The following is a 24,990-nucleotide window of genomic DNA, read 5'->3' on the forward strand; positions in this document are numbered from 1 at the left end:
TTACCTCCTAAGTAAACGAACGAATAATTTTCTCTTCTCGACTTCCTATTTTAATCTATTTTGGTACGGTTTTCAATAGGTTTCGTTATAAATTTAACATTTTCTTTTCCAAACAGTGTATACAATTTTTCCAGCAGTTTTTCATCCGCTTTTACACGGAAATTTGACGGCAGGATCTTGTAGTTTTTCGTATCCCGCAGGAAGATCACCACATCATCATCGCCCTCGAAATCCGCTATGGCCTGCAGAAGTTCCTGCTCGCGCTCCTTATAGGCTTCTCTGTTTGCAAACTGGATCCAGGCTCCCGCCGGCATCCCTTTTTTCTGCCCGGTTTGGGCGTCCTGCGGCCGTTTGCCGGGTTGCGTCTGTTCCACCGTTCTGCCTGTCTGTCCGCCTGGCATGGCGCCGACCGGATACTGTCCGCTGCTGTTCCCGGGATTACGGTATCCGTTATTGTTACCATAGCTTCCGTTACGTATGTTGCCTCCCCGGCCTCCGTAATTTCTGGGAAACAACGGCTGGTTCGCCGCTCTGGCTGCCTGTGCATCCTCGAAGCTGCTGATCTGGTCACAGATCAGCTTGCCGTCCTTGTCTTCCTCCAACGACACTCTGCCCCGGATAAACACTTTCGCATCTTCCACAAGCAGCGTGCTGTAACGCTCATACACCTGCGGAAATACCACGACTTCCACATTGCCGATCAGATCCTCCACATTTAAAAATGCCATGATCTTGTCGTTCTTGGTGTATTTTACGTTTTTATCCGCGATCAGTCCGCCGATGACCGCATTTGCCTGATCCTTAACCAGTTCCACCTCTCCGGACTCTTCATCCAGTGCAAAGTCTCCGGCGGTATTGCTGATGCAGCTCTGCCACAGCTCCTGGTATTCCTCTAAAGGATGACCGCTGACATAGACACCCAGAACCTCTTTTTCAAAGCCAAGCAGCATTTCCTTGCTGTATTCACCTACATTCGGCATCCGGATATCGAATTCTTCCTTATCTTCTTCGCCGGCGATATCAAACAGGGAAATCTGCCCTGCCAGGTTGTTTTTCTTATCGTGCGCAATATGATCCGCGATCTGCACATAGACGCTCATGAACTGTTTTCTCGTGCCACCCAGTCCGTCCATGGCTCCTGCTTTGATCAGGTTCTCAATTGCCCGCTTGTTCATCTCTTTTTTGTCGGACATACGGGTGATGAAGTCCTTCAGGTTTGTGAAGGGGCCTCTCTCCTTACGCTCCTGCACCAGACTGTCGATGACCGGACGTCCCACGCCTTTGATGGCCGTCAGGGCATAGCGGATCTTGCCATCTGTCACGGAGAATCCGGCTTCTCCCGCATTCACATCCGGCGGAAGAATGGCGATATTCATGTTCCGGCAGTTCAAAATATACTCCGATACTTTTTTCGGGTTATCGATGACGGAGGTCATCAGCGCCGCCATGAATTCCACGGGATAATAGTATTTTAAATACGCCGTCTGGTAAGCCACCACCGCATAACATGCCGCATGGGACTTGTTAAACGCATACTTGGCGAAGTCCATCATCATGTCGTAGATCTGTCCTGCGGTCTGCTCATCAATGCCGTTGGCAATACAGCCGGGGACATTCTCCTCCGGATTACCGTAGATGAAGTTTGCCCGCTCTTTTTCCATGACGGCCTGCTTCTTTTTACTCATGGCACGGCGCACCAGATCGCTTCGGCCCAAAGTATATCCCGCAAGATCGCGAACGATCTGCATTACCTGCTCCTGGTATACGATGCAGCCGTAGGTGGGCTTTAAGATCGGCTCCAGCTGCGGGCAGGCATAGGTGACGGCATCCGGATGGTTCTTACCCTGAATATACTTCGGGATAAAGTCCATAGGGCCGGGACGGTACAGGGAGATACCTGCCACCACATCCTCCAGATTCTGGGGACGCAGTTCCTTCATGAAGCTCTTCATCCCCCCACTTTCCAGCTGAAACACGCCTTCCGTTCTGCCGGTGCCGATGGAAGCCAGTACTTTCGGATCATTATAGTCGATGGCATCCACATCAATGTGTCTGCCGGTGGTATTTTCAATAAACTGAACCGCATCATGGATCACGGTCAGGGTACGTAACCCCAGGAAATCCATTTTCAGAAGTCCCAGCTCTTCCAGTGTCGTCATGGTAAACTGAGTGACGATGGAACCATCGGAGCCTCGTGACAGGGGCACAAATTCATCCGCCGACTTCTGACAGATGACTACGCCCGCCGCGTGCATGGAGGTATGTCTGGGTAATCCCTCCAATCGTTTACACATATCGATCAGGTGATGTACCTGTTCGTCCTCCTGATAGAGCTTACGGAATTCCGGGTTCATCTCCAGTGCTTTATTTAATGTAATGTTCAGTTCATTGGGCACCATTTTGGCAATGGAATCCACAAAAGCATAGGGCAGATCCATGACTCGTCCCACATCGCGGATGACACCTTTCGCCGCCAGGGTACCGAAGGTGACGATCTGCACCACCTTGTCGTTACCGTATTTTCTGCCTACATAATCGATGACCTCCTGTCTTCGTTCAAAGCAGAAATCCACGTCAATATCGGGCATGGAGACACGTTCCGGGTTCAGGAATCGTTCAAACAGCAGATTATAATGGATCGGATCAATGTTGGTGATCTTCAGGCAATATGCCACGATGCTTCCCGCCGCAGAGCCTCGTCCCGGTCCCACGGGGATCCCGTGCTCCTTGGCATAATTGATGAAATCCCATACGATCAGGAAGTAGTCCACATATCCCATTCTCTGAATAACGCCAAGCTCATAGTCCAGGCGCTCCCTGAGAGTCTGTCCGGTCTCTCCGGCGGGCTGATTGCCATCACCGTAACGTTCCGCCAGTCCGTCATCGCAAAGCTTATTCAAGTAGCTCCAGGAATCGTACCCTTCCGGCACATCGTATTTCGGCAGCTTCGTCACGCCGAATTCGATCTCCACGTTACAGCGGTCCGCGATCCTCTGGGTATTCTCCACCGCCTCCCAGGCATAGGGGAACAGTCCCTTCATTTCTTCTTCGCTCTTGACATAATACTGTCCACCCTCGTAGCGCATACGATCCTCGTCCGCCAGCTTTTTGCCCGTCTGCAGGCACAGCAGGATGTCATGAGGGATCGCATCCTCGGCATAGGTATAGTGCACATCGTTGGTGGTCACCAAGGGAATGTCCAGCTCTCTGCTCATCTGGAGCAGTTCCATATTTACCGTGCGCTGTTCCGGGATGCCGTGATCCTGTAATTCCAGAAAATAGTTGCCCTTGCCAAAGCATGCCTCATACTTACGGGCTGCCATTCTCGCTTCTTCTTTCATGCCCTTTAAAATAAACCGGGGCACTTCTCCCGCAAGACAGGCAGACAGCGCAATGATACCCTCATGGAACTCCTGCAGTACTTCCATATCCACACGGGGTTTATAATAATAGCCTTCGGTAAAACCGCGGCTGACGATCTTCATCAGGTTCGCATAGCCGGTATTGTTCTCCGCCAACAGCACCAGATGATGGTAACGGTCCTCACCGCCGGTCAATTCCTTGTCAAAACGGGAATTGGGCGCCACGTACACCTCACAGCCCAGGATCGGCTTGATCCCCGCTTCTCTGGCTGCACGGTAAAAATCGATCACACCGTACATAACACCATGGTCGGTGATCGCCGCGCTGTTCATGCCCAGTTCCTTGACTCTGGCTACATATTCTTTAATCTTATTGGATCCGTCCAACAGAGAATATTCTGTATGGACATGAAGATGGGTAAACGCCATGTTGCTGTTCCCTTTCTAGTGCCTGTCTAGTGCAGTTCTTTTGCTTTTTTCACACATTCCTCGTAGGCCGGTCCTGCCTGTTCCCTGTGATAACCCGGAGCAAGCATCGCCGCAAAATACAGGTTCTCCAGTGTCTCTTCCTGTGCCGCTGTGGGATGGGAAGGCACCACAACACGGGTGCTCCATACTAACATACAGCCGGTATACTCCACCATGAAAAATATGGGCTCCATATTTTTCTCCATGCGGCTGTTCAATGTCAGTTTATCTTCACCGGAGATCTCTTCCAGCTTTTTGATATGAGAAGGCTGCGGTTCCTCTACACTGCCGTCCGGCAGGATCACGCACTCGCAAGGCTCCATATCTTCCCTGTGTGTATTGATATATTCCATGACAGTCATTCTCACACCTCCTTTGTTCTATCTGTCAGTCTGTTATTCTTCCGCCCGGATCGCCCAGCGCATTTTCGTGGAACGGGCTCTTCCGTTCTGCGCGCATTCCTCCGCGGAAGGGCGGATCACATCCCTGGCATAGTCTTCGTAGATACCGTTGCGGCAGCCTTCCCGCAATGCCTGCTTCACCAGCTTGTCCTCACCGGAATGGAACGTCAGGATGGCGACTCTTCCACCGGGTTTTAAGGCTCCCGGCAGCTTTTCCATGAATTCATACAATACTTCAAATTCACGGTTCACATCAATACGCAGAGCCTGGAACGTTCTCTGACAGGTCTTCTTGATCGTATCTTTTTTCTCCTTTTCCGGGAGGAAATCCAGTGTCTTCTCGATCACATCTCTCAGCTTCGTCGTGGTGTCGATCCGGTGTCCCTTACGGATCTCATCGGTGATCGCCTTCGCCAGTTCCTCACAGTAGGGCTCGTCGGAATTCTCATAGAGCATTCCCGCCAGTTCTTCCCTGCTGATCGTATCTAAGCGCTCGGCCGCACTGATGCCCTGTGTCTGATTCAGTCGCAAGTCCAGGGGTCCGTCCACCTTAAAGGAAAAGCCTCTCTCCGGATTATCGATCTGCATGGAGGATACTCCCAGATCCGCCAGGATAAAATCAAATCCGCCGGCCTCTTTTGCAATTTCATCTATGGTACAGAAATTCTGCAATTTAATCGTCAGGATATCCTCTCCATATCCGGCCTCTGCCAGACGTTTTCTCGTCTTGGCAGACTCTTCCGGATCCACATCTGTGGCATAGATATGCCCACGGCCCTGTAACTGTTCCAGCATAGCCTTCGTATGTCCGCCGTACCCCAGTGTCGCGTCAAATCCGGTCTCTCCCGGCTGGATCTTCAGAAAATCCAGGATCTCCTGTACCATAATGGATCTATGCATGCCTGCGGGAGTATTGCCCTTGCTGATGACATGGGCTATGGTATCCCCGTATTTTTCCGGCTGTAATTCTTTATATTTTTCCTCGTATTTTTTAGGATATTTTCCCTTATACCGCACTCTGCGCTTATGGGGTGTCTGTTCCTGAGCCATTCCCATGATTACCTCATTCCAAATTAGTATAGTGTCGGAGTTAAAAGCGCAGGCACCCTCGCCGATACCTGCGCTTCCTCTTTCTCTTTTCTCTTCCTTTTTCCGTTTCCTTTTATCCTTTTGGATGATGTCTTTTATTATAATGCTCTCTTGATCGCTGCCATCAATTCATCATAGGTCTCATATGCCGGCAACTCGGGATGATCCTTTTTGATCTGCTCAGTACTCTTGAACAAAAAGCCTGCCTTGCTGGCCTGGATCATTCCCAGATCGTTATGGCTGTCACCGCTGGCGATGGTCTGGAAGCCGATGGACTGCAGCGCCTTGACCGTAGTATATTTGGAATTCTCCACACGCATCTTAAATCCAGTGATCTCTCCGTTCTCGGCTACTTCCAGTGAATTACAGAAAATGGTCGGATAACCTAACTTTTTCATCAGAGGACCGGCAAACTGTGAAAAGGTATCGCTGATGATGATGACCTGGGTAATAGAGCGCAGCTCGTCTAAGAATTCCTTCGCGCCCGGGATCGGGTCGATCTTCGCGATCGTATCCTGAATTTCCTTTAAACCCAGACCGTGCTCCTTCAGTATTCCAATTCTCCATTTCATTAATTTATCGTAATCCGGCTCGTCTCTGGTGGTTCTCTTAAGCTCCGGGATCCCGCTGGCCTCCGCAAATGCGATCCAGATCTCCGGTACCAGTACTCCTTCCAGATCCAGGCATACAATATTCATATCCATCCTTGTGTCCTCCCAGTAAATGCAAATGTATTTGCGAAAAGTATACCCTATTTTACTGCTTCGTGCAACCATTTACTTTCTTGGCACTTTCCTTGGCATTTTTTGAAATTTGCTTGTAATTTTTACTTTTTCTTCCTTATTTTTGTGACATTTTTACTGTTTACTTTGTTCTATATGTGCTATAATAACCATAGTGCAAAAAGAACTTCCGACAAGCTCTCATCTACACCAAACCAACGTAGAGATAGAGGAGGCAATTGTTATGTTGACATTAAAAGCTGAGAAAAGAAATCCTGATGAAAAGGCAAAGAAATTAAGAAGAGACGGTTTTATCACCGGTGTCCTGTACGGCAAAGAAATGAAGGAAAACGTATCCTTGAAATTCACAGAGAAGGATGCAGCTGCTTTCATTAAAAACGCAAAAGAAGGTACGCAGGCTTATCTGGAACTGGACGGCAAAAATGTAGATGTTCTGGTGAAAAATATTGATTTTGATCCTCTGACAAAGAAATATATGGCTCTGGACTTCCAGGCTCTGGTAGCCGGAGAAGTCGTATCTGCGACGGTTCCTATTGTATATCTGAATGAGGACAAGGTACAGGGTATCTTTGAAGCAGAGTTGTCCGAAGTGCATTACAAGGCTGATCCCGCACATCTGTTGGAGCCCATTGAGATTGATCTTGCTGCACTGCCTCAGACGACCAAGACCATGTATGTGAAAGACCTGAAGCTGGAGGAGAAGGGCGTCCATGTCACAACCTCCGGTGAACAACAGCTGTTCCATATCGGTGCATACGGTCAGGAAGAGACTGACGAGGACGAAGCTGCTGACGAGACGAAATAACCCACTGCAGCGATCATTGATTGTTCCTTGAATACCACCCGGGGAGTTTGGTGATATACTCCCTTCCGGGTGGTATTATGCATTTCTTACTAACTTGAAAGTTACGCGAGCAATTTAGTAAGAGAAGTATATTACTGCTCAGGCAGTAATATACTTCTTAACTGTCGCTCCACTTACAAGTACTTCTTTAACAGATCCACCTTGTCCAGTTTCTCCCAGGGCAGATCCACATCGGTACGTCCGAAGTGACCGTAGGAAGCGGTCTGCTTGTAGATAGGTCTGCGCAGATCCAGCATCTTGATGATGCCTGCGGGTCTTAAGTCAAAATTCTCACGGATGATCTCTACCAGCTTGTCATCGTGCAGTTTGCCGGTGCCGAAGGTATCTACCATGATGGAGGTAGGCTGTGCTACACCGATAGCGTAAGACAGCTGAATTTCACACTTCTCAGCCAGGCCTGCCGCTACGATGTTCTTCGCAACGTAACGAGCGGCGTAAGCGGCACTTCTGTCCACCTTGGTGCAGTCCTTGCCGGAGAAAGCTCCGCCGCCGTGACGTGCATATCCGCCGTAGGTGTCTACGATGATCTTACGACCGGTCAGTCCGCTGTCGCCGTTAGGTCCGCCGATCACGAAACGTCCGGTAGGATTGATGAAGAACTTGGTGTCTGCATCGATCATGTCTGCGGGCAGAACGGGATCAAATACATATTTCTTGATATCCTCATGAATCTGTTCCTGTGATACATGCTCGTCATGCTGGGTAGACAGAACGACAGCTTCCAGACGGACAGGCTTGCCATTCTCATCATATTCTACGGATACCTGGCTCTTGCCGTCGGGTCTTAAATAAGATAATGTTCCGTCCTTACGCACCTTGGTCAGCTGTCTGGTCAGCTTGTGTGCCAGGGAGATGGGATACGGCATATATTCCGGAGTCTCATCGGTAGCGAAACCGAACATCATGCCCTGGTCTCCTGCACCGATCGCATCCAGCTGCTCGTCAGTCATATGGCTCTCTCTTGCTTCCAGTGCCTTGTCTACGCCCATAGCAATATCGGCGGATTGCTTGTCCAGAGACACCATAACGGCACAGGTATTGCCATCGAATCCCTTCTCGGAAGAGTCGTAACCGATTTCGGTCACAGTCTTACGAACGATAGCGGGAATATCAATGTTAGCCTTGGTGGTGATCTCACCCATTACCAGTACGAAACCGGTGTTGGTACAGGTCTCACATGCTACACGGCTGAACGGATCCTGCTCCATCAGTGCATCCAGCACCGCATCGGATACAGCATCACAGATTTTATCGGGATGTCCTTCGGTTACAGACTCCGATGTAAATAAACGTTTTTCCATTTGTCCTCCATTCTGCTTCCCTATGGGAAGAGGGTCTAGTGTATAAGTTACTAAAGTCCTATCATTCATATCTTCATTTGCAAAATCGCATCTTCGATGCTTTCCTTTTGCTCATTGAGACTATTTCATGGTTCTGAATGATACAAAAAAGTCCGCTTTACTAAGCGGACTGATTTAACGATTGATCAAATCCTCTTATTGTTCGACAATTGCTCGCTCAGGTGGGCACCTTCCGCATTCTGCGGGGTTGCCGTGGCTTCATCGATCCTATGTATCTCCACCACTCTGAATAAGGGAAAGTCTATATGAACTTTTCTACGTAGGCTAGCTTACTATGAGATGCCCTATTTGTCAACAGACATTTTTTCTCAGTTGTAGCACTCGTTCAGTTGTAGCATCAGCGATCCCGACAGGATCAACCGATCTTTAATTTGAACTTCTGTAAATCTCTCTCGGTTTCGACCAACTCGATCTGCGCTCCCAGTCCCTGTAATTTCAGATGGAAGTCTTCGTAGCCTCTCTCGATATAACGGATATCATCCACGGTGGAAAAGCCTTCCGCAGACATTGCTGCCAGTACCAGTGCAGCACCTGCCCGCAAATCCGGTGCGGAAATATTCGCTCCGGTATATCTGGATACACCGTCAATGATGGCAGTATTGCCCTCTACTTTGATATTGGCTCCCATACGGGTCAGTTCATCTACATATTTGAACCGGTTCTCGAAAATACTCTCGGTCACGATGCTGGTCCCCTTGGACAGCCCCAGTGCCACGGTGATCTGCGGCTGCATATCTGTGGGGAATCCCGGATAGGGCAGAGTCTTCACCTGGGTATGCTGCAGAGGCTTGGATGCCACCACGCGGATACAGTCATCCGCCTCCTCTACTTCACAGCCGATCTCCAGCAGCTTCGCCGTAATGGACTCCAGATGCTTGGGAATCACATTTTTCACCGTTACATCGCCCTTGGTCACCGCTGCCGCGAACATAAATGTGCCCGCCTCGATCTGGTCAGGGATCACGGCATACTCGGTACCGTGCAGATGGGATACACCCTTGATACGGATCACATCCGTACCGGCGCCCTTGATGTTGGCTCCCATACTGTTCAAAAAGTTCGCCAGGTCTACCACATGGGGTTCCTTCGCTGAATTCTCGATAATGGTGGTGCCTTCTGCCATTACAGCGGCCATCATGATATTGATGGTAGCACCAACGCTGACCACATCCATATAGATATGGCTGCCGCGAAGATGCTCCGCATGGGTCTTGATCAGTCCATGCTCAATCTTCACCTCCGCACCCAGGGCACGGAATCCCTTGATGTGCTGGTCGATGGCACGACAGCCGATATCACATCCGCCGGGAAGTGCCACTTCCGCATGCTTGTATTTGCCAAGCAGAGCACCGATCAGATAATAGGACGCTCTGATCTTCTTGATATTTTCATCTTCTACTACAAGTTCACTGATATTGGATGCGTTGAGAGTCACCTTATGACGATCGGTACGCTTTACGATCACCCCAATGTTCTCCATAGCGCACAAAAGTACGTTCGTGTCTCTTACATCCGGCATATTTTCTATATAAACAGTCTCATCCGTCATTACGGAAGCAGCAAGAATAGGAAGTGCCGCATTTTTAGCACCTCCTATTTCCACTTCTCCGACTAATGGATTACCGCCTTTGATTGCGTATTGTTCCATTGTTCTTACCTCTGTTATTCTCAGATCAGAAAAAACCTTCTTAAGCACTTATACCACATTTTGGGGAATTTGTAAATACAACACCCTAATTCAGGTACTTGAGCGGGTTCACCTGGCTGCCGTTAATCAGAATCTCAAAATGAAGATGAGGTCCCGTACTGATACCGGTATTTCCGCTGAGTGCGATGCGTTCTCCCTGTTTTACCGTCTGCCCTGCCTTTACCAGTACCTTGCTTAAATGACCGTATCTGGTCTGTCTGCCGTCCTCATGGTTAATGTAGACACAATAACCGTATCCGCTTCCCCATCCGGCTTTCGCAACGGTTCCGCCGCAGGATGCAAATACCGCAGTTCCGGTAGGAACCGACCAGTCTACTCCCTTATGATAGCTGCTGGCACCCTTGGTCGGTGACTTTCTGCGTCCGAATCCGGACGACTGACGTCCGCCGGAGATCGGCTTGATATAGGTGGGCGGAATCTTGGTTCCCCGTTCTACAATCTTCGGAACCGCCTCCATAACAACCTCTTCCTTCAGAATATCCCTGGTCACCTCTCTGTCATTCAGATAGGATACGTCTGCCACCACGCGGCGGAAGCCCGCGGAAGGCTGCTGTAAGATCTTGGTCTGTGTCGTATACCAGGAATCGTTATCCACATAGATTACATCTGCATCGTAAATTTCTTCGTAGTAATTCTGTTCCATGCGCTCCACGGACAGCTCGGGCTCCGGCACGGTAATGATCAGCTTGTCTCCCACACGGATCGTGGAATTCTCATCCGTCAGCGTCTCACTGTTCATGGCAATGATCTGGTCAATGGGAATATTGACTTTGATAGAGATCTCAGACAGGGTATCTCCGCTGACAACTTCGTATTCTCCGGGAGTCTCCTGATCCTTGATCACATCTTCGATGGCCTGGTCTAACGGTGTCAGCATGCTTTCCGGCAGATAGGTCTCTACAATCTCTACCTTTTCCGCAAAATCCATGGTCATCAGACCCAGATCATAATCTCCGAAATCTTTTTCGCCCTGTTCCTCTGCCTGGGCACCTGCCTGATTCAGTGCGATCTGTACGCCTCCCGCATAGATAGCTTCTGCCTTCTGCTCTTCCTGCGCTGTCAGTTCCTGCTTATTTACCACCTCGGTGGTCAGCACATTGAATTCTTTCTGCGCGTCGTGGGTCAGTTCCACACTGAATTTATCTTCGGTGTCGTATTTGTCCACCGCTGCCTGCAGCAGGGAAGTAACCTCTTCCACGCTGGCAAGGTTGACCATATATTCATTTACTTTCATGGTGTAGGATCTGTGGGAAGTCTCACGGATGCTGTTCTCCAGCTCCCGTTCCATGGCTGCCAGCATGCTGTCCTCATTGTCCAACGTTCCCCACAGCACTTCCTCGCCGACCATTGTCAGATCTGCATCCATAAACAGAATGTCATCGCTTCCGGATGCTATATTTCTCCTGGCTTCCTGTAAAAGCTGTTCTGCTCTGTCGGCCTCTCCGACCGTTCCGATCTCGTTGCCGTTCAAGAATACATGGAAATAATTCTCTCCGGTCTTTTCAAACGCTGCGTACCCTTTCAGGAAAAACAGGCTCACAAAAAGTGTGGCAAGCGTCGTTTTCACATATGTATATTTTACTCTTTTAGAGTAAGATGTCAGTTTCTTCATGAATTCCTTCTCGATCTATGGTATCTATCAACAGTATACAGTATGTCCCAACCGGACTTCCTATATACCTTTCTTACTGTAATAACTTTGTAACATATTGATTCTATCAGCATTTCTATACCTTGTAAAGAAAGAATGTATGTTCGGTTTTTCTATTTCCTTTCCGACTGATGTATGCTATACTTAAGATGTTTACTGATATTTTGGAAAGGAGTCTCCCATGCAGGATGCGATCATTTTTCATATTGATGTGAATTCCGCCTTTTTAAGCTGGACCGCCCTGCACAGGCTTGAGCATGGAGATCCGGTGGATCTGCGCACGATTCCGGCCATCGTTGGCGGCGACACTGCTACCAGGCATGGTGTGGTACTGGCAAAATCCATCCCCGCCAAGGCCTACGGTATCACTACCGGCGAACCGGTCGTGAATGCCCTGCGCAAGTGTCCCCATCTCGTAATGGCATCTCCTGACCACAATATGTACCGTACAAAAAGCCAGCTGCTCATGGAACACCTGTCGAATATCTGCCCAGACATCGAGCAGGTCAGCATAGATGAATGCTATATGGACTATACTCCCATTGCGGCAAACTACGCCTCTCCTTATGAGGCCGCTGCCTACATCCGGCATTCTGTCTTCGAAAAATTCAAATTCACAGTAAATGTGGGAATCTCGGACCGAAAAGTCCTTGCGAAAATGGCGTCTGATTTTCAGAAGCCCGATAAAACACACACGCTGTATCATAGTGAAATTGCGCAGAAAATGTGGCCTCTGCCCGTCTCTACCCTGTTCACCTGTGGGCGTTCCAGTGCGGAGACCCTTCGTAAGCTGGGCATTCTCACCATCGGGGATCTGGCGCATACCGATCCTGCCATCTTAGAAGCACATTTAAAAAGCCACGGCCGCAGTCTGTGGCAATATGCCAACGGCATCGATGAATCCACGGTAGTCACAGAGCCTTCCCGAGCAAAAGGTATCGGCAACTCCACTACATTAAGCTGTGATGCCCTGACGCGGGAGGATGCCTGCAAGGTACTGCTGTCCCTGTGCGAATCCGTAGGCAGGCGCTTACGTGCTTCCCACCAGCTGGCGGGACAAATCTGTACAGAGATCCGCTACAGCGATTTCCGGAATGTATCCCACCAGATGCCTCTGGATACTCCCACGGCTTCAGTGAATCTCCTGTACGAGGATGCCTGTGCACTTTTTGACGAACTGTGGGATTCCTCTCCCATACGGCTCTTAGGCGTCCGGACTTCGAAGCTGGTACCGGAGGACGAACCGATCCAGTTGAGTCTCTTTGACTTTGCCGCACCCCGCTCCGAGAAGCAGCAAAAGCTGGACGCCGCTCTGGACGATATCCGTACAAAATACGGCAAAGATGCCATCAAAAGAGGGCGTTTTTTATAATCTCATTCTATAATCTAACGCTGTGTGGTAACGAGCATCGTAACTACCGCTTTTCCACCACCGATATTACGATAGACATGTCTTCTGTCACTGGCAAAATAGAGAGAGCTTCCTGTCTTCACGCGGAAGCTCTTATCTTCCAGATACAGTTCCACTTCCCCGGATACCACAGTCAGGTATTCCCAGGTATTTTCCCCGTGGGATTCGCTCTCCATCTGCGCACCCGGCGCCACTTCTCCCTGATAGATTTCAAAGTTCCTGCCCGCATCGTAGGGCAGCATCACATAGATCCGGTACTCGCCTTCCTTTGCCCGGAAAACCGGTGCCTCCTCTAAAGAAGGCATTACCATGAATTCCTGTCTGTCGTAGATCAGCTGCTCGAAGGGTACCTTTAATCCATCTACGATCTTGCCGATGGTGGATACCGTAGGATTCGACACTCCTCTTTCAATCTGCCCCAGCATACTCTTGCTTACCCCGGTGCGCTCCGCCAGCATATCCAGACTCATATTTTTGGATTTGCGGATCCTCTTTAAATTAAATGCGATATTTTTGTCTAACTGTGTCATATGCTTCACCCGGACTTTCCTGATAAAAGAACAAAAAAAGCATCAGACTCCCGTCTGATGCTACTTCTTTGTAGTATATAGTAATGTCAGTATTGTGTTTTTTATTATGATACCGAACCATGAGAAAAACGTCAAGCGCTTTTTTCCCGCTTCTTTATTGTTCCTTATTGTTTACTTATTGTTTTTTCACGCTGTAACCGAAAGTTCCCAGCTGTTCCCCGCAGGCGAAATAGGTGCCGTGGGAATAAATGATGGGCTCTGCCTGCTCCAGGTGGAACTTATGCTTCTCGTCCATATATTTTTCATCGGCATGGACTGCCACAACATCCGCCAAAAACATATCATGGGATCCAAGTGGCTTAACCTCGCGGACCTTACACTCGATATTTACCGGGCTCTCCCCGATCATCGGTGCCTTCACTACTGACGCAGGAATTGCCGTAAGTCCCATCTCTTTGAATTTGTCCACATCACGGCCGCTCTTGACACCGCAGTAATCCGTGGCAAAGGTCAGTTCCTTCGTAGTCAGATTAATGACAAATTCCCCCGTTTCTTTTAAGATCGGATAGGAATATCTCTCCGGTCGCACGGAGATGGATACCATCGGTGGATTGGTGCACACCGTTCCGACCCATGCTAATGTAATAATGTTGGGATGCCCCTCTGCGTCTGCCAGACTCACCATGACCACCGGGAGCGGATATAACATATTCCCCGGCTTCCAAAGTTCCTTGCTCATAGCTAACCTCGTTTCCGTATTTCCTAGAAGATATGAAGAATACTCAATACATGCAGGACAATATCTGCCGCAGCCACCAACAGTGCAGCGATCGATACTCCCAGCACACCGTTCAGTCTGCCCCCAAGGCAGGACTTAACCTTCTTAGCGATCGCCTCGGTCTGTTTCTCGTTCTCTTCCACTACGGCAGCCTGTACATTGCGGTATACCTTTACGCATTCCTTGTGCACATTTTCCTCGGTAGCATTTAACTTCTCATCCAAATGCTTCTGCAGCTCATCCAGTACCTCGGTGCTCTGCTTAAGTTCCTCCAGCTTGGCAATGTAGCGCTGTCCCAGTTCTTCCAGCTTGTCCGCATTCTCCTGCTGAAGCTTCTCAATAGCAGCTACGCTCTCTTCGGATAACTTCTTCACTTCCGGAGCGATGGTCTCGGACATCAGCTTCTCCATCTCGTGGTTGATTGCCTTTAATTCTTTATTGACCTGCTGCATCTGTGCCAGACATTCATCGTATTCGCGCAGCTGACTCTTCAGCTGATCCATCTCTTCGGCATCCGCTGCGGAATTGGCTCTGATCATTTCCTGCGCATTCAACTTTTGTGCAAGTTTATCCATAAAAGTATCCATCCATCTTCCTCCAAACATATTTTGTCCCTCATGTGAACTGTTTACCTTTTCGACTGCTCCTATTTTATCATGTTTATTCTCCGGTTACAACCAAAACCCCATGAATACTGCATTTCTTACACCTGCACATTTTTATGCAATTTGTACAGTTTCTTTTTTTGTTTCTGTGCTTTTTCGTAAAATTCACCAAGCTTTCACATTGTGTTCATATTTTGTTCATAATTGGTTGGTATACTTTAGATACAGTCAAGGAAGAGATAAGACTTCCGGATAACAAAGCATATAAGATAAATTTTTTCATAATAGCCCAGGCGCCGAAAGGTGTCTGGGCACTCCTCATTTTATGGGAGTTTACTAAAAAAAGCCTTCCCAATAGGAAAGCTCTTTTAGATGTTCATGCGTTCTGTCTTTTTTCTTCTTCCTGCTTTTTGCTGATTGCTAAAATCTCTTCATTCAGAGACAGCATCCGTGCATCCAGATCGGATACCATCCGCGCACATTCTACCAGCTCATTCTTAATATTCTCCGGTGCATCGCCTTCGAACTTATAATGGATCTTGTGCTCCAGGCTCGCCCAGAAATCCATGGCTACCGTACGGATCTGAATCTCTACTTTCGTATCCACCGTGCGATCCGACAGGTACACCGGAATGCTGACGATCATGTGGTAGCTTTTGTAACCGCTTGCCTTGGGATAGGTGATGTAATCCTTCACTGCGATCACCCGGATATCCTTCTGATCCCGGATCATATCCGCGATACGATAGATATCGGAAGTGAAGGAACAGATGATACGGATGCCCGCGATATCGTTTATGTATTTTACCATATTGTCTATGGTGGATTCCTGTCCGTAACGCTTCAGCTTTTTGACAATACTCTCCGGAGTCTTGATCCGCGCCTTGATATGTTCAATAGGATTATACTGGTGTACATGCTGAAATTCATCATTCAGGATCTGCATCTTCGTCTCCATCTGACGCAGTGCCGCACTGTATACCAGCGTAACCTCCTTCCAGCTGTCGATTCCGTCCCCGTTCTCTACTTTAAACTCCATATTACCTCTCAATCTTCTCTGTCATTGCATAAAAACATGATTCCCCACTACTTAATTAACATAATTATACCATATCTTCTGTCAAAAATGTATAATTTTAACAAAACCTTTATTATTTTTTAAGATTGATTAGGCACTTTTATTGTATTATAATGAGGAATAATCCGTACTAAAATAATATGCAAGGAGATCTCTTATGTTTCGTATGTGGGCAAAAATCATTAAAAGCAATCATATTCTGAAGGATATCTGCCCGGAAGATGGCAGTGCTGACACCCGTACGCATAAGGTCTTCCATACTCTGAACGAGGTCTGTCATAAGTTCGACCTCGCCACCCCCATCTGGCTGGATATAAATATTTCGGATTTCAAGCGTTATAATAAGACCCGCTTTACCCGGGACAGTTTCATCGAAGCCATCGATTTTGATTATCTGGAAATTCAGATCATCGAGGAAGATTGATACTTTTTTCCCAAAATACAGGATCCATATTGACTTTTCTCATTTTCTGCGCTACCATTTGCTTTGCAAGATGTAGTTTTGAAAACTACATATAATTGTTTTTAATAATACATCTTGTTATTTTTGTAATAGTAGTTGAGATTACAGGATAAAATAGTCCTGAATATATCAGATTCGCAGGCGGCCCACACCGCAGGAAAAGGAGGAGTTATTATGCAGATCACAATAAGAGAACCCGGCAGTGCCATTACACATTTCATCGCCATGATGATGGCAGTCTTCGCAGCTGTACCTCTGTTGATAAAAGCGGGGATTCAGTCCGGTCAGGAGAATCTTCTGGCGATGGCGATCTTCATGGGAAGTATGATCCTGTTGTACGGCGCCAGTGCCACTTATCATTCCGTAGACCTCACCGGAAGAAGCCTCCGCATCTTCCGCAAATTAGACCATATGATGATCTTCGTACTGATCGCCGGATCCTATACTCCGGTATGCCTGATCGTACTGGGTGGAAAACTGGGTTATACCCTGCTTGCCCTCGTGTGGGGAATCGCCGCTGTCGGTATGCTGATAAAAGCCTTCTGGATCACCTGTCCCAAATGGTTTTCTTCCATTATTTACATCTCCATGGGCTGGGTATGCGTGCTGGTCTTCGGTCCTCTGTTAAACACGCTGTCTACACCCGCATTTCTGTGGTTGCTGGCAGGAGGTATCATTTATACCGTCGGCGGAGTGATCTATGCATTGAAGCTTCCGATCTTCAACTCGAAGCATAAATCCTTCGGCTCCCACGAAGTGTTCCATTTGTTTGTCATGGGCGGAAGCATCTGCCATTTTATCTTCATGTATCTGTATGTCGCATGATCTCAGTAATGTGACCTCTATACAAAAAAGAAGGCCGTATGGTGTTTCACCATACGGTCTTCTAAGTTTTATTTATTCTTCGTATCCGTTGGGATTGTTCTTCTGCCATCTCCAGGAATCTTCACACATTTCCTTGATGCCATTCTCAGCTTTCCAGCCAAGCTCCTTCTCTGCCAGAGAAGCATCGGAATAGCAGGTAGCGATATCGCCTGCACGACGGGGCTTGATCACATAGGGAATCTTCACACCGGTAGCTGCTTCAAAGTTCTTCACAATATCCAGAACGCTGTATCCTACGCCGGTTCCCAGGTTGTAGATCTTCAGTCCCGCATTCTCCTCGATCTTCTTCAGAGCCTTTACATGACCCTTTGCCAGGTCTACTACATGGATGTAATCACGCACGCCGGTTCCGTCGGGGGTATCATAATCATCACCGAAAACACCCAGCTCTTTCAGCTTGCCAACTGCCACCTGTGTGATGTAAGGCATCAGGTTGTTGGGAATACCGTTGGGGTTCTCACCGATGGTACCGCTCTTGTGTGCTCCGATCGGATTGAAGTAACGAAGCAGGATCACATTCCATTCGGGATCTGCCTTCTGGATGTCGGTCAGGATCTGCTCCAGCATGGATTTGGTCCAGCCGTAAGGGTTGGTGCACTGTCCCTTGGGGCATTCCTCTGTGATGGGAACAAATGCAGGATTACCATATACGGTAGCGCTGGAAGAGAAGATGATGCTCTTCACGCCGTGTTTTCTCATAACATCTACCAGAGTCAATGTACCTGCAATATTGTTCTCGTAATATTCCCAAGGCTTCTGTACGGACTCGCCGACTGCCTTCAGTCCTGCAAAATGGATGACTGCATCGATCTGCTCCTTGCTAAAGATCTCCTCCAGCGCTTCACGATCCAGAATGTCTGCCTTATAAAAAGGAACCTTTTTGCCGGTGATGGCTTCTACTCTGGGGATCACCTTCTCACTTGCATTGCAGAGATTATCCAATACAACAACATCATAGCCTGCCTGCTGTAATTCTACTACGGTATGACTGCCGATGAATCCGGCACCACCTGTTACCAAAATTCTCATACTCTCTCTCCTATCCGCCGCATACCGGACAATACCATTTGTTCACTGCTGCGACCGCACAATCTCTCATCTGCCAGATCCGGATGAGTTTCTTTCTTCGTTTCTTACAGTATCAGCTTACTGTAATTCTGTTATTTCCTCAATAACCTTATGTTGTGAAAAGCTGTCGAAATGTTTACAGCACGACACCATTCTCAACGAGCAGTTCTCTTGCACTCTCTACCGAATCCACACCGGTCTTATTCTTGATGGGGGCGAATTCTTTTCTTCTGACTACCTCGAAGGGCAGACAGCTGTCCATCTGGTGGATCATATCCAGGACCAGACTCTCGAATTTGTAGCCGTTGGGAGCCTCCGGTTTCACCGGTTCTCCGTTCTCATCCAGATACGGGATCTTCTTCTCTACGATGTGCAGGGGCATTTTCTCTTCCATGATCTTCTCCAGATCCTGCACTTTGAAGAGGTAATTCAGGATAACTCCGTAATTATATGCAGGATCACCCTTTTCATCCTTCGCATTCATCAGTTCATCGGTCAGCTCATAATACTCCACGATGGAGGGTCTGCCGTCCTCCAAGCACATAACTCCTACTTTTTCATCCGGTGCATTCTTGCGGACCACCTTGGAGCCTACGACACAGCCTCTCTGGATCGTAGCACCGATAAAGCAGGGATCCGCGATACGCTGCAGGACGTTGTCCACAGCAAATACATTCAGCCATTCAATTCCCTCGTTATGTACGATATCCAGCATGCCATTATTTTTCATGGAAATGAACCAGCCGCCGTTACCATTGGGAGAGGTGGACATTTTGCCCTTCTCCTCCAGATAAATCTTGCCATCGTAATCGGTGGCAGCCGCCATCTCCTGCTTGAAAAAGTGCACGTACTCCGCCTTGTATCCGAAGTAATCATGCTCCTGCAAAAATGCGATGGTGGCATCGTTATTCTTATCACTGGTCATCACGAACAGATGGATCCATGCATCTGCCTGATGTACGACTTCCAGCAGATTATTGACCAGACACTCAAAAATATACAGCTCATGGGTCAGTCCCACATTGTACATTCCCTTGGGATTGTCAGAGCCCAGTCTGGTACCCATGCCGCCTGCTAAAAGAACCGCTGCTACCTTGCCCTCACGGATCGCCTCAATACCGGTCGCCGTGAAACTCTCTCTGTTTGCTTCAATCTCATCTAACTGCATTGCAGCAAGGGGAGTGATCACTCCCTTTTTTGCCAGATCTTCCTTGTGCTTACAAGCTTCCAAAATGCTCATATCCGTAGCCTCGATCTGCTCCAGAATCCCCTGCTTCTCCTCTTCGGTAAGTTCCCCGTAATACTTCAGAACATGTTCCTGACCATACTTTGCAAGCTTCTCCTTAGCCTGTTCCAGTGTCATACTCATATTCTACCTCCCATTTTTCTTAAACTGTCATTTGTCAGCAACAGTCAATTTTTCTCTATTATACTTGATATTCTCTACTATTGCAAACCTAACTCCCGGGATCGTTTCCGCTTGTTAAGATTCTGCAAAGATGTTGCAAAGATTCTGTAAATAACCCGACAAAATAGTGTTAAGGGTCGTTCAAAACTATTCACCAGGGGAGATCCGTTTACTATAATACGGTATGTAAAGTTTTTGAAGGAATCAGCAAGCACTTTACAGACTGACAAAAAAGCGAGGAATCCATCATGAACATCGGAATTTTAATTATTGCAATCGTAGGCGGTGCTACCGGACTTTTATCCACAGCATATCTGGCAATCAGTTTCCCTGCTGTGCTCCTGTGGAAGCTCTATCGCAGGGTGGTCCACAGAATTCCTCTCACCCAATAAGCCAACTACAAACACTTTCCCTCTAAAAAGGACCCGGAAGCTTTCGCCCGGGTCCCTTGTCGTATTCACGTATTCTGTTTTACTCCTGCACCGGGTCCCAATTTTCATCCACCAAGGTCGCAGTTACTGTAATTCCCTCCGGTGCATTTTCTGCACAGATCACCAGATAGAACATCTCCTCTTCTTCATCCACGGTATATTCTGAAGGATCCTCGATCTTATATACAGCAAATCCTTCCGGATACTGCTGCAGCTCGATAAATCCGCTCTCTAAAAGAGCTTCGTGATAAGCTTCTTTTACTGCCTCGCTGTCTCCGCAGGCATAGGTCTTCGCGGAAGCAAATCTGCCTTCCTCACTGTCCGTCTCCGCAAGGCCTTCCAGCACGTCATCCGGATATACAATATCCTGCTTCACAGCTTCCAGGTATTCCGATGACCTGCCGATGCTCTGCCAGATCTCCAGGGTTTCTTTTCCGTCCTCGGAACAGATCATAAGCACCAGGCTGAAAGCCAGGATAATTCCGTAGATGCCCAGGGCTGCTGCCAGTATTTTAGCATAGGGGTTCTCCGGCTGTCCCAGATTCGTATAGGATGTGATGATCCAGCCGAAATTCCGGTAATCCACTGCTGCATTACAGTAGTCACATACTCCGCCGCCTAAGATATCCACACTGCCACCGCAGTTCGGGCATTTATATTCCCGAAGTGCCTTGCCATGCTGTGTCACGATCTCCTGTCTGCCTTCCATTTTCAACCGCAGCTTCTCATAGCGGTTGCGGATTTTACTACCCGTATCCTGAGTCAGGCGCATTTTCACTTCCACGCTCAGCCTGTACCGGTCCTCCACTGCTTCCGCTTCCAGAAAACGTACGCCGCAGATGCAGCAATCCACCACATTCTGATACCGCTCCACAGTACCTTTCAGATCACAGGCGGCGAAAAAGCGCACCTGTTCTGCGGTATCTGCCATGTGGATCATTCGTAGCTGGTACTCCAGATTCTGTAGGAAATTACCTGTGGAAAATTGAGGGATCAGAGCCTTTACTTTTAACTCGTCCTGAATCTTCGGCTTTCTATCATTCTCCATTACAACAATCATTACTATGAATATGATCGCCATGAAAAACAAAGAACGGAAAAACACCGGGGCAAATCCGATACCAAGCATCATTGCCGCTGCCGCTTTGACCGCGTTATAACCATTTCTCCCCAAAGCCAGCAGTAAAAACATAATGCCGCCCGCACAGATTGCCAGCAGTGCAAGGGCAACCGCTACGATTCCTACTGTCGCTCCGGCTTTGATAAAGTTGGAAATACTTTTCTGCCTTGCGTCCTCTTCCAGTGAGAAGCCGGATACCTTCGTCTCGAAATCACTGACCAGAAACTTTGCTCCGCAGGCATCACAGCCGTCGATATAGCTGGATAATTTTCCTTCATGACCACAGTTGGGGCAGATTGCCATATCCCCCTGCACATCTGCTTTCAAAAAGTGGGCTTCCATGATCTCCGGTGTCTTCAGGGTCGCTATTTTTTTCCCTTTGCGGTAATAGGTACGTCTCATCTTCACGGCTTTGGTCCGGTGGCAGGTGTAATCATAGCCGTCCTTTTTCGGGCCGTCGTAATCCGCCGGCCGCACCGGTTCCTGCATCTCCATATCCACCGTCAGGTCCCGCTGTTGTAATCTTTTCCCACTTAAGCAAAGGCTCTGCCAGAAGGGCTGTGTCGTCTGCTCCATCAGGTGCTGCTCTGCTTTTGCATTCCCTTGATAGAAGGCTTTCAACTCTCCGTAAAAATCTTCTGTCCGTCCTTCGATCTCTCTCCGTGCCTCATTCAAAAAATCTGTTGCCATCGTATTCTCCCCTCACAAATGCAATACACGATATGTATTCATTATATAAGGTCTTTTCCGGCATTTCAAGATGCCTTTCCGTATAGGAATGATTGGCTGTCCGAATGTCTAGTGCTGATGGAGATATTTTTCTCTGGTAGCCAGTCCGCCCCGGATATGTCGTTCAGACTTGTTGATATCCAGAACCTTTCTTGCCTGCTTCGCCAACGACGGATTCACCTGCATCAGTCGCTCCGTCACGTCCTTATGTACTGTGCTTTTCGAGATGCCGAACGCCTTCGCTGTCTGCCGCACTGTGGCATTATGGTCGATGATATAGCCCGCTATCCCAATAGCTCGTTCTTCAATATAGTCTTTCAAAGGAAAACCCCTCAGGATACTTTTTTACAGTGTATGAAAGTATCTGAGGGGTTATGATAGAGATTGGGGGTGATTTCATTACAGTTGGTCAATTTCCTGCCATATGTGTTTTTCCTTTATTCCCTACTATGAGCCTGTCTTACAATAAAATATTACTTATCCAACTGCAACACTTACACTTTGGGCTGTATACGGATAGCTGTCAGCATACATCGTCTCTGGAGCAATATCAATGTCACCGTTCATCCATGTCATAACACCATGAAAAATATTAAAATCTTCTAATACCTTTTCATCCTTCAATGGTTCAAACGCTGATCCCTTCAACAGCGTTGTATCAAAAAGCCGTTGCTCTCCTGTAGAAAACGTGAGTAATAACATACCCCCACGTAAAACCTTCGCTTCTTTTACTTTGATATTCTGTGTTTTCTCTCCTGCGTAACATACATCATCAATAATATACATTCAAAGCACCTCCTTACATGGGAGCAATCTTATCAAAATGTTCTCCACGTACTGCCAGATTCCATGCTTTATATGCTTCCTCCTCATGGAATGCCAGCCACCCGACCACCATTTTTAATTGTTTTTTGGGAAGAGCTCCTGCCAATAATTCCCCGTCAATTCCAACAGCAGCCTCATAATCTCCATAATACACATGTACATGAGGCTTATTATGCTGTTTTGTATCCATATGCATAATAAAAATATCCAGCCTTAATTTCTCATATCCATTTTATCTAAACTCTTTCTCCAACATTTTGATAGTATTTCTAAAACCCTCCAATACCGAAATATTCCCACGATTCACCTCACACTTAACAAAACTGAGTATTTGACCCTTTTTTTCATCCTTCGGAACATACGAAATAATTGTTTCCTTTAAATCTCTATCATCAACCAACTCATCTATTATACAAGTCAACGCCTTCGTCATGTCCATAACATTGCTGAAAGTATCAAACAATTCATTTTGTTTTCTCTCTTCTGCCCAGTTATTTTCTTTAATACTTTTCCAGCATTCATAAGAAAGCAGATGTTCTACAGTAAAGGAAATTGCATTATTAATTTTGTTATTGACACGCTTAATATCTTCTGTTGCTTGTAATAAAACAACCCCTAATTTATAATTTCTTTTTATGTTCTTTTTTTCCCCATTAATTGTTTTTTTAGCCTTTATCCCTTCTTTATCCGCGTCAAAAAGTACTACAGCTTTACTATTATAGTTTAAATGCATCCACGCAATCGCCCAATCAACTAATAACCCCGTACCACATCCGTTTTCCTCTCTTGTTACAATTTGTAATTCTCCATCTTTTATTTTCCTACTAAGTAATTGAGAATATGCATGGATTGCCATCTCCAAGTATGCCTTATCTGTTACTCCTTCAACAAAAATTGTTTCTATATCTACAAACTTAGCATTTGTAAGTAGCATCTTCATTGATAACAGTTCTTTCTGTTTCTCTTCAACAATGGGGGCGATTATAGGCATTATCCCAACCTTATCATGTAATTCAATGTAATCTATCTCTTCGCATATTTTACTAGAAAAGTCAACTTCATCTTTATACACATAATATACTTTTACCCCATTCTCATTCCCAAGTTGGTAAAAAGCTGGCGAATGTGTTGTAATAAATTCTTGAACCTCAAATGAAAATCCCAAAAGTTCCTTTGCAAGATCAAAACATTTTTTCATTTCAATACCATTTTCAGGTTCTTCATATCCCCATATGGTAGTAATAGGTACAGATGTATTAGTCATTAATCGATTGTCTTGCTCTGAAATATATTTCAAAATAGCCGGAATATGTACCGCTTTTATTCCATCTCCCCTGTATGATAGTTCAACACTCTTGCCACTCTTATCATTTGTTGCAAAAACGAGTTCCTTAAATATATCTACTTGATTTGTTGGCATTATAAGGTTGCTTTTTATGCCCACTATTTTCTGAACTCTTAAACCAATTTTTTGTGTAAATCCATCCAATGCAAGAGAGTACTCTTCTGCCTTCTGAATCAACTCACTATTGGCTTCTTTTGCAATTGACATATACAAATCTGCTAATAATAATTTAAAATAGTTATCACTTTTTACAGCTGGAACATATTTATATCTAATACGCTTTAATAACGTTGGTACTTTAGAATATGGCGTAAAATTCCATTCACTGCTGTTATCTCCATGTATTCCTCCATCACGCCATGTCTTAATCCATTCAACATCCTCATGATAGCTATAACGTACAGGTATTGCAAAAACAATGGAAATCTCAATCTCCTTCGCTTTCTTTTTCCTCACAGGCGCATACTTCGAATAATCAGTTTCAAAATCAAATGCACAACCAGGTTCTGTCTCATTATTAAAAAACAAATTTAACGCTTTCAAGATATTCGATTTTCCCGCATCATTTAGTCCCACAAAAATGTTCATTTTATCAACATTTATATCTAAATCAACTATAGATCTAAAATTCTTTATCCTAATCTGTTTTATCCTAAGCATTTGCTT

Annotated in this window: 23 protein-coding genes and 1 riboswitch; of the genes, 5 read left to right on the top strand and 18 right to left on the bottom strand. The window is 46.8% G+C overall.

Features of this window, described 5'->3' with window-relative positions:
* Positions 1-50: 50 nt before the first annotated feature.
* The 4 genes from ACTRDR_RS00835 to thrH form a co-directional block, all read right to left on the bottom strand.
* The gene (locus ACTRDR_RS00835; protein ID WP_440525800.1) at positions 51-3,791 is read right to left on the bottom strand and encodes a DNA polymerase III subunit alpha; all 3,741 of its coding nucleotides are present in this window, start codon (positions 3,789-3,791) and stop codon (positions 51-53) included.
* A gap of 26 nt (positions 3,792-3,817) precedes the next feature.
* Positions 3,818-4,192, bottom strand: coding sequence for a hypothetical protein (locus tag ACTRDR_RS00840; protein ID WP_176865366.1), 375 nt, complete (start codon positions 4,190-4,192; stop codon positions 3,818-3,820).
* 33 nt (positions 4,193-4,225) lie between these two features.
* Positions 4,226-5,281, bottom strand: coding sequence for a 16S rRNA (cytosine(1402)-N(4))-methyltransferase RsmH (rsmH, locus tag ACTRDR_RS00845; RefSeq protein WP_440525894.1), 1,056 nt, complete (start codon positions 5,279-5,281; stop codon positions 4,226-4,228).
* 137 nt (positions 5,282-5,418) lie between these two features.
* Positions 5,419-6,018, bottom strand: a complete 600-nt coding sequence (gene thrH, locus ACTRDR_RS00850; RefSeq protein WP_176865372.1) for a bifunctional phosphoserine phosphatase/homoserine phosphotransferase ThrH — start codon at positions 6,016-6,018, stop codon at positions 5,419-5,421.
* A gap of 268 nt (positions 6,019-6,286) precedes the next feature.
* Between thrH and ACTRDR_RS00855 the strand changes: the two genes are divergently transcribed.
* Positions 6,287-6,868 (top strand): 50S ribosomal protein L25, encoded by a 582-nt coding sequence (locus ACTRDR_RS00855; protein WP_176865370.1) that lies wholly within the window; start codon positions 6,287-6,289, stop codon positions 6,866-6,868.
* Positions 6,869-7,041: 173 nt separating this feature from the next.
* Here the strand turns inward: ACTRDR_RS00855 and metK are convergent, their stop codons facing one another.
* The 3 genes from metK to ACTRDR_RS00870 all read right to left on the bottom strand — a co-directional run bounded on the left by metK (position 7,042) and on the right by ACTRDR_RS00870 (position 11,609).
* A complete protein-coding gene (metK, locus tag ACTRDR_RS00860) occupies positions 7,042-8,229 on the bottom strand; it encodes a methionine adenosyltransferase (RefSeq protein WP_176865003.1) in 1,188 nt (395 codons plus the stop codon).
* A gap of 192 nt (positions 8,230-8,421) precedes the next feature.
* A riboswitch (SAM riboswitch) is annotated at positions 8,422-8,525 on the bottom strand.
* Between the two features lie 119 nt (positions 8,526-8,644).
* Positions 8,645-9,937 carry a UDP-N-acetylglucosamine 1-carboxyvinyltransferase gene (locus ACTRDR_RS00865; RefSeq protein WP_118546624.1) on the bottom strand — a complete coding sequence of 431 codons (1,293 nt, stop codon included), beginning with the start codon at positions 9,935-9,937 and terminating at the stop codon, positions 8,645-8,647.
* 85 nt (positions 9,938-10,022) lie between these two features.
* On the bottom strand, positions 10,023-11,609 hold the full coding sequence (locus ACTRDR_RS00870; RefSeq protein WP_176865001.1) for a peptidoglycan DD-metalloendopeptidase family protein: 1,587 nt from the start codon (positions 11,607-11,609) through the stop codon (positions 10,023-10,025).
* Between the two features lie 220 nt (positions 11,610-11,829).
* Here ACTRDR_RS00870 and ACTRDR_RS00875 point away from each other — a divergent pair, with 220 nt between their 5' ends.
* Positions 11,830-13,020, top strand: coding sequence for a DNA polymerase Y family protein (locus ACTRDR_RS00875; RefSeq protein ID WP_440525801.1), 1,191 nt, complete (start codon positions 11,830-11,832; stop codon positions 13,018-13,020).
* Positions 13,021-13,034: 14 nt separating this feature from the next.
* Here ACTRDR_RS00875 and ACTRDR_RS00880 read toward each other — a convergent pair whose 3' ends face one another.
* The 4 genes from ACTRDR_RS00880 to ACTRDR_RS00895 form a co-directional block, all read right to left on the bottom strand.
* Complete coding sequence (locus ACTRDR_RS00880; RefSeq protein ID WP_440525802.1) at positions 13,035-13,589, bottom strand: helix-turn-helix domain-containing protein; 555 nt, start codon at positions 13,587-13,589, stop codon at positions 13,035-13,037.
* A gap of 175 nt (positions 13,590-13,764) precedes the next feature.
* The gene (locus ACTRDR_RS00885; protein ID WP_440525803.1) at positions 13,765-14,328 is read right to left on the bottom strand and encodes a flavin reductase family protein; all 564 of its coding nucleotides are present in this window, start codon (positions 14,326-14,328) and stop codon (positions 13,765-13,767) included.
* A 23-nt stretch (positions 14,329-14,351) separates the two neighbouring features.
* A complete protein-coding gene (locus ACTRDR_RS00890) occupies positions 14,352-14,954 on the bottom strand; it encodes a hypothetical protein (RefSeq protein WP_440525804.1) in 603 nt (200 codons plus the stop codon).
* 394 nt (positions 14,955-15,348) lie between these two features.
* The gene (locus tag ACTRDR_RS00895) at positions 15,349-16,011 is read right to left on the bottom strand and encodes a GTP pyrophosphokinase family protein (RefSeq protein ID WP_176864991.1); all 663 of its coding nucleotides are present in this window, start codon (positions 16,009-16,011) and stop codon (positions 15,349-15,351) included.
* Between the two features lie 196 nt (positions 16,012-16,207).
* Between ACTRDR_RS00895 and ACTRDR_RS00900 the strand changes: the two genes are divergently transcribed.
* Positions 16,208-16,474 (top strand): hypothetical protein, encoded by a 267-nt coding sequence (locus tag ACTRDR_RS00900; RefSeq protein WP_440525805.1) that lies wholly within the window; start codon positions 16,208-16,210, stop codon positions 16,472-16,474.
* A gap of 213 nt (positions 16,475-16,687) precedes the next feature.
* Complete coding sequence (gene trhA / locus ACTRDR_RS00905) at positions 16,688-17,338, top strand: PAQR family membrane homeostasis protein TrhA (RefSeq protein ID WP_440525806.1); 651 nt, start codon at positions 16,688-16,690, stop codon at positions 17,336-17,338.
* Between the two features lie 72 nt (positions 17,339-17,410).
* Here trhA and galE read toward each other — a convergent pair whose 3' ends face one another.
* Together galE and ACTRDR_RS00915 are read right to left on the bottom strand one after the other, a co-directional pair.
* Positions 17,411-18,427 (bottom strand): UDP-glucose 4-epimerase GalE, encoded by a 1,017-nt coding sequence (gene galE, locus ACTRDR_RS00910; RefSeq protein WP_022153306.1) that lies wholly within the window; start codon positions 18,425-18,427, stop codon positions 17,411-17,413.
* A 175-nt stretch (positions 18,428-18,602) separates the two neighbouring features.
* Entirely contained in the window at positions 18,603-19,829 is a 1,227-nt protein-coding gene (locus tag ACTRDR_RS00915) for a UTP--glucose-1-phosphate uridylyltransferase (RefSeq protein ID WP_440525895.1), read from the bottom strand.
* Positions 19,830-20,122: 293 nt separating this feature from the next.
* Here ACTRDR_RS00915 and ACTRDR_RS00920 point away from each other — a divergent pair, with 293 nt between their 5' ends.
* Complete coding sequence (locus tag ACTRDR_RS00920; protein WP_022153308.1) at positions 20,123-20,266, top strand: hypothetical protein; 144 nt, start codon at positions 20,123-20,125, stop codon at positions 20,264-20,266.
* A 79-nt stretch (positions 20,267-20,345) separates the two neighbouring features.
* Here the strand turns inward: ACTRDR_RS00920 and ACTRDR_RS00925 are convergent, their stop codons facing one another.
* The 5 genes from ACTRDR_RS00925 to ACTRDR_RS00945 all read right to left on the bottom strand — a co-directional run bounded on the left by ACTRDR_RS00925 (position 20,346) and on the right by ACTRDR_RS00945 (position 24,984).
* Positions 20,346-22,115, bottom strand: coding sequence for a hypothetical protein (locus ACTRDR_RS00925; RefSeq protein WP_440525807.1), 1,770 nt, complete (start codon positions 22,113-22,115; stop codon positions 20,346-20,348).
* Between the two features lie 108 nt (positions 22,116-22,223).
* Positions 22,224-22,475 (bottom strand): sporulation transcriptional regulator SpoIIID, encoded by a 252-nt coding sequence (gene spoIIID, locus ACTRDR_RS00930; protein WP_176864983.1) that lies wholly within the window; start codon positions 22,473-22,475, stop codon positions 22,224-22,226.
* 156 nt (positions 22,476-22,631) lie between these two features.
* Entirely contained in the window at positions 22,632-22,940 is a 309-nt protein-coding gene (locus tag ACTRDR_RS00935; RefSeq protein WP_440525808.1) for a DUF2442 domain-containing protein, read from the bottom strand.
* A 13-nt stretch (positions 22,941-22,953) separates the two neighbouring features.
* The gene (locus ACTRDR_RS00940) at positions 22,954-23,175 is read right to left on the bottom strand and encodes a DUF4160 domain-containing protein (protein ID WP_440525809.1); all 222 of its coding nucleotides are present in this window, start codon (positions 23,173-23,175) and stop codon (positions 22,954-22,956) included.
* Positions 23,176-23,211: 36 nt separating this feature from the next.
* Positions 23,212-24,984, bottom strand: coding sequence for an ATP-dependent nuclease (locus ACTRDR_RS00945; protein WP_440525810.1), 1,773 nt, complete (start codon positions 24,982-24,984; stop codon positions 23,212-23,214).
* Positions 24,985-24,990: the final 6 nt, after the last annotated feature.

Origin of the sequence: Simiaoa sp. (assembly GCF_051972595.1) — a bacterium.
Lineage (GTDB): Bacteria > Bacillota > Clostridia > Lachnospirales > Lachnospiraceae > Acetatifactor > Acetatifactor hominis.

Excerpts from the sequence above, each read along its gene's own strand:
- ACTRDR_RS00835 (WP_440525800.1), bottom strand. The coding sequence starts at position 3,791 with ATGGCGTTTACCCATCTTCATGTCCATACAGAATATTCTCTGTTGGAC.
- ACTRDR_RS00840 (WP_176865366.1), bottom strand. The coding sequence starts at position 4,192 with ATGACTGTCATGGAATATATCAATACACACAGGGAAGATATGGAGCCT.
- rsmH (WP_440525894.1), bottom strand. The coding sequence starts at position 5,281 with ATGGCTCAGGAACAGACACCCCATAAGCGCAGAGTGCGGTATAAGGGA.
- thrH (WP_176865372.1), bottom strand. The coding sequence starts at position 6,018 with ATGAATATTGTATGCCTGGATCTGGAAGGAGTACTGGTACCGGAGATC.
- ACTRDR_RS00855 (WP_176865370.1), top strand. The coding sequence starts at position 6,287 with ATGTTGACATTAAAAGCTGAGAAAAGAAATCCTGATGAAAAGGCAAAG.
- metK (WP_176865003.1), bottom strand. The coding sequence starts at position 8,229 with ATGGAAAAACGTTTATTTACATCGGAGTCTGTAACCGAAGGACATCCC.
- ACTRDR_RS00865 (WP_118546624.1), bottom strand. The coding sequence starts at position 9,937 with ATGGAACAATACGCAATCAAAGGCGGTAATCCATTAGTCGGAGAAGTG.
- ACTRDR_RS00870 (WP_176865001.1), bottom strand. The coding sequence starts at position 11,609 with ATGAAGAAACTGACATCTTACTCTAAAAGAGTAAAATATACATATGTG.
- ACTRDR_RS00875 (WP_440525801.1), top strand. The coding sequence starts at position 11,830 with ATGCAGGATGCGATCATTTTTCATATTGATGTGAATTCCGCCTTTTTA.
- ACTRDR_RS00880 (WP_440525802.1), bottom strand. The coding sequence starts at position 13,589 with ATGACACAGTTAGACAAAAATATCGCATTTAATTTAAAGAGGATCCGC.
- ACTRDR_RS00885 (WP_440525803.1), bottom strand. The coding sequence starts at position 14,328 with ATGAGCAAGGAACTTTGGAAGCCGGGGAATATGTTATATCCGCTCCCG.
- ACTRDR_RS00890 (WP_440525804.1), bottom strand. The coding sequence starts at position 14,954 with ATGGATACTTTTATGGATAAACTTGCACAAAAGTTGAATGCGCAGGAA.
- ACTRDR_RS00895 (WP_176864991.1), bottom strand. The coding sequence starts at position 16,011 with ATGGAGTTTAAAGTAGAGAACGGGGACGGAATCGACAGCTGGAAGGAG.
- ACTRDR_RS00900 (WP_440525805.1), top strand. The coding sequence starts at position 16,208 with ATGTTTCGTATGTGGGCAAAAATCATTAAAAGCAATCATATTCTGAAG.
- trhA (WP_440525806.1), top strand. The coding sequence starts at position 16,688 with ATGCAGATCACAATAAGAGAACCCGGCAGTGCCATTACACATTTCATC.
- galE (WP_022153306.1), bottom strand. The coding sequence starts at position 18,427 with ATGAGAATTTTGGTAACAGGTGGTGCCGGATTCATCGGCAGTCATACC.
- ACTRDR_RS00915 (WP_440525895.1), bottom strand. The coding sequence starts at position 19,829 with ATGACACTGGAACAGGCTAAGGAGAAGCTTGCAAAGTATGGTCAGGAA.
- ACTRDR_RS00920 (WP_022153308.1), top strand. The coding sequence starts at position 20,123 with ATGAACATCGGAATTTTAATTATTGCAATCGTAGGCGGTGCTACCGGA.
- ACTRDR_RS00925 (WP_440525807.1), bottom strand. The coding sequence starts at position 22,115 with ATGGCAACAGATTTTTTGAATGAGGCACGGAGAGAGATCGAAGGACGG.
- ACTRDR_RS00935 (WP_440525808.1), bottom strand. The coding sequence starts at position 22,940 with ATGTATATTATTGATGATGTATGTTACGCAGGAGAGAAAACACAGAAT.
- ACTRDR_RS00940 (WP_440525809.1), bottom strand. The coding sequence starts at position 23,175 with ATGCATATGGATACAAAACAGCATAATAAGCCTCATGTACATGTGTAT.
- ACTRDR_RS00945 (WP_440525810.1), bottom strand. The coding sequence starts at position 24,984 with ATGCTTAGGATAAAACAGATTAGGATAAAGAATTTTAGATCTATAGTT.